The organism is Candidatus Hydrogenedentota bacterium (genome assembly GCA_035416745.1).
In the GTDB taxonomy this organism is placed as follows: domain Bacteria; phylum Hydrogenedentota; class Hydrogenedentia; order Hydrogenedentales; family SLHB01; genus UBA2224.
This window is the reverse complement of the sequence record DAOLNV010000011.1, coordinates 75277-81892: the sequence shown is the minus strand read 5'-3', so window position 1 is coordinate 81892 and position 6616 is coordinate 75277. Positions and strand designations below refer to the sequence as shown.

Below are 6616 nucleotides of genomic sequence, written 5' to 3'. Positions count from 1 at the left end.
GACCTGCGCGCGACCCTCGATAACACCCAGCGGGAACGCGAGACCCTCGAATCGGCGCTCCAGCAGAATATCCAGGAACACGAGACGATGCGGGCGGCGTTTGAGGAAGCCCGCAATGAGCGCGACGGTCTGCACGCCGCCCTGGGCGAAACCCGGAATCTTCTCGAGGCAGTCCGGGCGGAGTTGCAGCAGGTGGAAGGACGGTATGCGGAACAAGCCGCGGAAATGGACGCTCTCCGCCAGGACGCCGCTGCTCAGGTGGCGCGGGCCAACGCCCAGGCCGGCGAGCTCGAAGGCAAACTCGCCCAGCTGCAGGCCCGGTTGGCGCGAACCAACGAGGCCGGACTCGAAACCGCTCGCCGCCTTGACGAGATGCGGCCTGCGTTGATGGCGTCCGCCGATGCCTTGGACCAGCTCTGCCACGAGCTTAGGGCCGCGGGCGACGAAACAAACGAGCCCGGTTCCGAAGAAGACGCCGTTTCGTGGGCGCCGCCCCGGCCGCTGGAAACGCCCGAAGCGGAAGGTCCGGGCGCGGAGCGCGAAGAACGGCAACACGGACAAGAAACCGCGATGCCGAAGAGAACCTCAGTTTCCGGCCCCGTGGAAGACGACCAATTCGATGACGACCGTATGGTTCTCCCGCCCGCCCCGGATGAGGAGGACATCGATCCTGCCCAATCCGAACCGGACGACGCGGGGAATGCCCAAGGCGGCTGGAACGGAACGAGAGGGCCGGAAACCTTCGGATTGCCCGAGACGCCCCCAGGCCCTCTGGAGGATCTCACGCCTCTGGAAGACGAACACGAGTAGAGCCGGATATCGGCGCCGGGCAGACCGGGGCAGGACATCTTCACGCATCATCTCAAGGCGAGAAGCGTTTTCCGTCTCCTCCGCCGCCACGGAACGCCACCGGGAACTCGCGGGACGAGCCGGGTGGTTTTCAACTCACGCCTCTTATTGCGGTCTTGGCTTGCCGCCTGCTCTGGAACTTGCACACGGCACCCGCATCGGAAGCGGCCGTTTGATATAGATAGCCCTTGCCGCAATGCCCATTTGCTAGAGATTGAAATCCACCACCGTGGTGCGGCCTTCCTCGACGAGCGCGGTCTGTCCCGCGTTCCGAGAGATGTCAACACCCCCGGGCATTGGATTGACGCTGACCTCGACCTGGCCGTTAGATAGACCCGAAACACTGTAACGGCCCTGGTCGTCGGTGCGGGTGTAGCGGAACGTGCCAAGAGAGGGGTCCGGGATGACCACCTGCTGTCCCCCCGCAGGTTTGCCGTTCACGGTGACCCGCCCCTGGACGGTGCCCCCGCGGCTCAGGCGAATGGTCACTTCTTCGGTGCGCCCCGCAGCGGCGCGGACATCTACGGTTGCGGGAAGGAAACCCTCGCGTTCGGCGTAGAGACCCTCGATTCCGGCGGAGATGCCGTCGATGACAAACCGCCCCCGGCCATCGGTCTTCGCCGCCTGAGCGCCTTGGGATTGCCCCTCGGGCGTCTTGACGCGCACGGACAGCGTCGCCCCTGAGACCGGCTCGCCGGATTCGTCGGTGACGACGCCTCTAATGCATCCGCCGGATTCCAGGCGGAATACCAGCCCGGTCACCGGAGTATACTCATCCACGTTCTGGAGTTGCTGCATGGCCGGGACGTATCCCGCGGCCTGCGCGAAGAGCGTCGCCTCGCCCGCGTCTACGTCGGTGAGCGTAAACGCGCCCTTTTCGTCAAAGAACGATCTGCTGCGGCCGTACGGGCTGTATCCGGTCACGGCCTGCTGCAGCCCCTGCATGCAGCTGACCGTAAAATGCTTGATGGGCTGGCCCGTCCGAGCGTCGAGCACGCGCCCTTCGACCGTGCCTTTCCCCGCGAGAACGAGCTCGACGTTCCGGTCTCCCGTCTCGGCAATGATTGGTTCCTGCGGATACATGTACCGCTGGTCGCTGGCCATGACCCGGTGCCGGCCCGGTTTCAGTCCGGTCAGCTCGAACCGGCCGTCGGCGTCCGAACGCGTGTTGCCCCAGCTCGCAAGGCCGTCTTCACCGTGAGCGCTGACCTGGACCCCGGCGATGGGATTGCGGCGGCGGTCCATGACTCTCCCGGCGATGACCGGACCTTGCTCGGGTTTGAACACGAGCCGGATGCCATCGACCGTGCCCGCCTTCGGAACGGTGACCCGCTGCACGTTCTCGATGCGCGTGCTGGCGCCCTCTTGACCATAGTCGTACATGGACAGGGTATAGACCCCTGGGCCCAGGCCGCCAATGGTGAACCGCCCGTACGCGTCGGTGTCGCCGCTCGACGAAGCAGCATCGCCCTGCGCCGACACGTGAATGTTAAGCATCGGGTTGCCCTTCGGGTCAACCACCTCGCCCTTGATGGACGCGCCGGGGTCCATGGTGATCTCGATGCCCTCGAGATCCGCCGCGCCGATGGTCAGCGGACCGACACGGGTTTGCTCCATGCCGTCTTTGCTCGCGACAAGCGTCACTTCCGTATTCGGAGAAAAGCCGCGATGTTCAAAACTGCCGTCGGCGCGCGTCTGCGAACTCTCGCCCTCCCCGCTGTCGTTCATCACATCGCTGCGCACATACGCGAATTCGATGGGCGCGCCCTGGCGGTCCGTGACCTTGCCGCGAAGGTACAGCCCCTTTTTCATCGGAAAATCGATATCCTGGACCACCTCGCCCAGGCGAACCATGACTTCCTTGTCCTCGCGCTGTTCTCCGTGCAGGTAGCCTACCTTCCATTTGCGGCCGATGACATTCTGGCCTTCGGGCAGGCCCCCGATGCGATAATAGCCGTCGCTGTCGGTGTGGGCCTCGTTGCCGCCGCCGTGCCGGCTGATGATGACGACATTCTCGAGCGGTTCACTCGTATCGACATCATAGGCACGCCCCGTCACGGCGCCCCCCAGCCCAACGGGAATCTTGAGACCCGTCAGCGCCTTCCCCTGTTCCACGGTTATTTCGGTGGAGGACTCGACCAGGACGTATTCATCGTCGCGAACCGCCGTACGGTAGACGCCGGCCCCCACCCCCGTCATGGTGAACGTGCCGTCCGCTCCGCTCTCCGCCTTCGTATACAGGTGATTCAAGGTGTAATCGGCGGGGAACAGGCGAACATCGATATCCGGCACCGGCTTGTCGTCGTTGACGTTGACGACGGTCCCGGATACCGTGGCGCCGCGCTCGAGGGTCACCGTCAGGTCCTCGGACCCCACTTCGGCGAAATCCGAAATGCGCGTCACGTAGTCCGCGGCGCGCACAACGAAGGACCAGGTCCCCGGACGGAGATTCCTGATGGTGAATTGCCCGGACTCGTCCGTGATGCCATCGGAACTGGCGGCGGCATACGTGTCGCGGTCCGTTCCTTCGGGGCGGTACCGGTGGGGACTGAGCCATGCCTTTGCCACCGGCTCTCCGGATGCGCTGACGACCCGCCCCGAGATCATGCCGGCCGGATAGATCTCGATCCTCTCATACGCCGCCGGTTCGTCGTCCGTAAGCTGAAACCCTGACTCGCCATAGGCGTCGTCTTTCTGCGCGTAAAGCCCGTAATAGACATTCTGGTCCAGAATCACGCGGTATTCGGGCAGCTTCTCGAGCAGGAAAGCCCCATTGGGGCCGGTGACCGTGCGCCAGCGGGCGGTGACCGTTGGCGGCTGTCCCTCTTGGAAATCGCGCATCTCGGCGATGACCTCCGCCCCGGCGACGGGCGCTTTCGTATCGGCCCAGACAACCTCGCCCTTCACGACTCCGATGCCCGATTGCGGCCTGCCCGCAATCTGGCCCACCGCCGTAGTGGTATCGCGGTGCGACCCTACCGCGCCACCGGTAATCCTGCGCGGGGAGGGAGTCTCATGGCGCCCAACCGGAGCAGGCGCGACAGAGGGCGCATCGCCTCGCTCTCGCGCTGCCGGCGGCGAGATTTCTGAATCCGGGGGAGACGAAGCCGCACGCAGCAACAGCCACAACCCGCCGACAGCCACAACGACCCCCGCTACGAGGAGTATGAAACGCGCTTGCTCTTTCATGAAACACGGCCCCGCTTCTATTCCATCCGATTCGTTCTCACGTCATTCCGTTTGATGTGCTCTTCAGTATAACGATACCATGCACAAAAAAGTTCACTCCAGATTTCGGGGACACAATACTCAATTGGGATTAGAATTCAGTATTGTGTCCCCGAAATTATCCTGTATTATAAGTACCGCCGGGATATGTAAGAGGGGAGATTCGTGTCTTCTTCTCATCCTTGCCACTGTCTTATCGGAGACCACCATGAAAAGACGTTTTCCGGTCGTTGGCGGATACCAAGTCGATCTGGAAGCGTTGAGAGGCATCGCCTTCCACTGCCAGCCCCAAAACTGTCGAAACGGCCTGAGTTGCTGCGCGTGCTACGATGTGGAGTTGTCGGCCGTCGAGGCCCGGCGAGCGGTTGACTGGCTCTCCGAAGCTGCGAAATTCGCCCGCCATCTCCGCGACAGAAACGGATACGCCGACCCGGTCGAGCGCATGCCAGGCGCCAAGCCGACCCTTGCCGTGGATGCCGCGGAACGCTGCGTGTTCGCATACAAAGGCCGGGACGGCACTCTTTGGTGCTCGCTGCACTCGGCGGCACTTGCCCACGGCCTGGCCCCCGAGGCCGTCAAACCCCTTGCCTGTGCCATGTGGCCCCTGGCGATCTCTGATGATGAAGATCCCCCCGTCCTCACTGTCCAACCCGAAGTCATGCGGTTTCCCTGCAATTGCGCCCGCGTTGGGGAAGGTTTGGACGCCGGCATCGCCAAAATCATCGAATGCTGTTTTGGCGCCCGTTTCCTGCGCGATATCGAAGACTGCCTGCGCGAGCGGCGGGGGTAAAGCACGTGACCGAGAGCATAGCAGGCCGCTGATTATTCGCCGCGTGGATAAGCTCCCCGCCGGGTTCTTGACATCGCCTCCCCTTGCGGGGCCCGGAGATTTAGACGCGGCTCCTTCAAGGAAAACGGGGTGGTTGCGGCAATGCCCCGATGGGTCCGATCAACCTCTTGGGGGGGCGCTCTCAACCCTGAAGAAACTCCTTGACATACGGCCAGCCCGGCGTCTAGAGTTCAACTCCTTACTTTAACTAAGCAGTTGGGCGGGATCGGGCCTTACGGTGCGTATTCGAAAAGACGGTGAAGAAACCCGCAAACGCATTCTTGATGCGGCGTTTCAGGTATTTGGCGAGAAGGGATACCGTGACGCGACTCACGCGGAGATATGCCATCGCGCGGGGGTGAACAGCGCTGCCATCAACTACCATTTCGGGTCGAAGGATGGACTGTACCGGGCGACGTGGGAGGATGCTGCTGCACGGGCCGACGCGCTGTATCCCCTGGACGGGGGGATGCCCGCCGATGCGCCTGCCGAAGAGCGTCTCGCGGGGCTCGTCCGGGCGTTGCTGCTACGCCGGGCCGACCAGGAACAGCTCGGCCACCTGCACAGCATCCGGATGATGGAACTGGTGAACCCGACCGGGCTGCTTGATGACGCCATTGCCGCGTGGCGCGACAAGTCGCAGGCCCATTTCCTTGGGGCCATTGGGGAACTCCTGGGGCCGCACGCGACGCAGACGGACCTCGAGCTGTGCGAGATGAGCATAGCCAGCCAATGCATCATGGCTTTCAAGCGAAAGAGGCTGTGGGCGTTCAAGGACGATGCCGTCGATGTAATGGCTTCCCATATCGTGCGGTTCTCGCTGGCGGGCATCGCCGCCGTACGCGAGGCAATACAATCACGCGTTAGTGGGGGAGTCCGGAAAACCGCCGGTGCATGATCAACGATGGTGCTGACCAACAAACATAACCGGCTGAGTGCCCGAGTTCGAACCGGCCGTGCGCTGAGTCGTTTGCTCGCGTGTGTCGCGGCCGGTGCGCTCGCCGTTTCCTGCGCCCGGTTCACGCCGCCGGAACGCGGCGCGGACGAGCTGCCCGTTCCCCCGGAATTTGCGCTCTACGACGACGGCGGCGAGATTCCCGCGCAGTGGTGGCAGATTTTCGAGTCGGAGGAATTGAACCGGCTGGTCGAACAAGCCTTGACCGGCAACCTGTCGCTCCAGCAGGTGTACGCACGGCTGATCCAGGCTGAATTTGTGGCGATTCAGGCCGGCGCGGGGCGTTTTCCGGAGCTGGGGTATTCGGGCGACGCTTCGGTGAGCCGCCAGCGCGCCGATACGGGCGAGTCGCGCGACCGCCTCGAGTTTCTCAACCAGAAGATCGCCGCGTGGAACCAGTTGGCTGGCGCGGGCGCCGTTCCCCCGGCTGATCTCCTCGACGCGCTTGAACAGGCCGGGACCTCGCTGAAAGCCCTCGATACTTTGCTCGCCGAACAGCCGTCGCCGCACAGCACGTTTACCTCGCGCTCGTACCGGTTCGGACTGGGCAGCAGTTTCGAGGTCGACCTTTGGGGGCGGGTGCGGTCGCAGTATGAGGCGGCCCTGAGCGACGTCGAAGCGACCCGCGAGGACGTGTACGGGGCCATGCTGAGCCTGTCGGCCATCGTGACCCGGGAGTGGCTGTCGGCCGTCGCCCAGCAACAGGCGATAACCCTGGTCCAGAAGCAGCTTGAACTCAACAAGACCACCCTTGA

The 6616-nt window shown here is 63.5% G+C and carries 5 protein-coding genes; 4 read left to right on the top strand and 1 reads right to left on the bottom strand.

Going from position 1 to position 6616, the window contains the following annotated elements; all coding sequences use genetic code 11:
• The coding region (locus PLJ71_06215; GenBank protein ID HQM48264.1) for a hypothetical protein at positions 1-810 on the top strand (810 nt) is incomplete at its 5' end.
• A 246-nt stretch (positions 811-1056) separates the two neighbouring features.
• Here PLJ71_06215 and PLJ71_06210 read toward each other — a convergent pair.
• Complete coding sequence (locus tag PLJ71_06210) at positions 1057-4038, bottom strand: carboxypeptidase regulatory-like domain-containing protein (protein ID HQM48263.1); 2982 nt, start codon at positions 4036-4038, stop codon at positions 1057-1059.
• A 247-nt stretch (positions 4039-4285) separates the two neighbouring features.
• Between PLJ71_06210 and PLJ71_06205 the strand changes: the two genes are divergently transcribed.
• From PLJ71_06205 to PLJ71_06195, 3 genes are all read left to right on the top strand, one after another.
• Complete coding sequence (locus PLJ71_06205; protein HQM48262.1) at positions 4286-4867, top strand: hypothetical protein; 582 nt, start codon at positions 4286-4288, stop codon at positions 4865-4867.
• 277 nt (positions 4868-5144) lie between these two features.
• Entirely contained in the window at positions 5145-5804 is a 660-nt protein-coding gene (locus tag PLJ71_06200; GenBank protein ID HQM48261.1) for a CerR family C-terminal domain-containing protein, read from the top strand.
• A 6-nt stretch (positions 5805-5810) separates the two neighbouring features.
• On the top strand, positions 5811-6616 hold an 806-nt coding region (locus PLJ71_06195; protein ID HQM48260.1), incomplete at its 3' end, for a TolC family protein.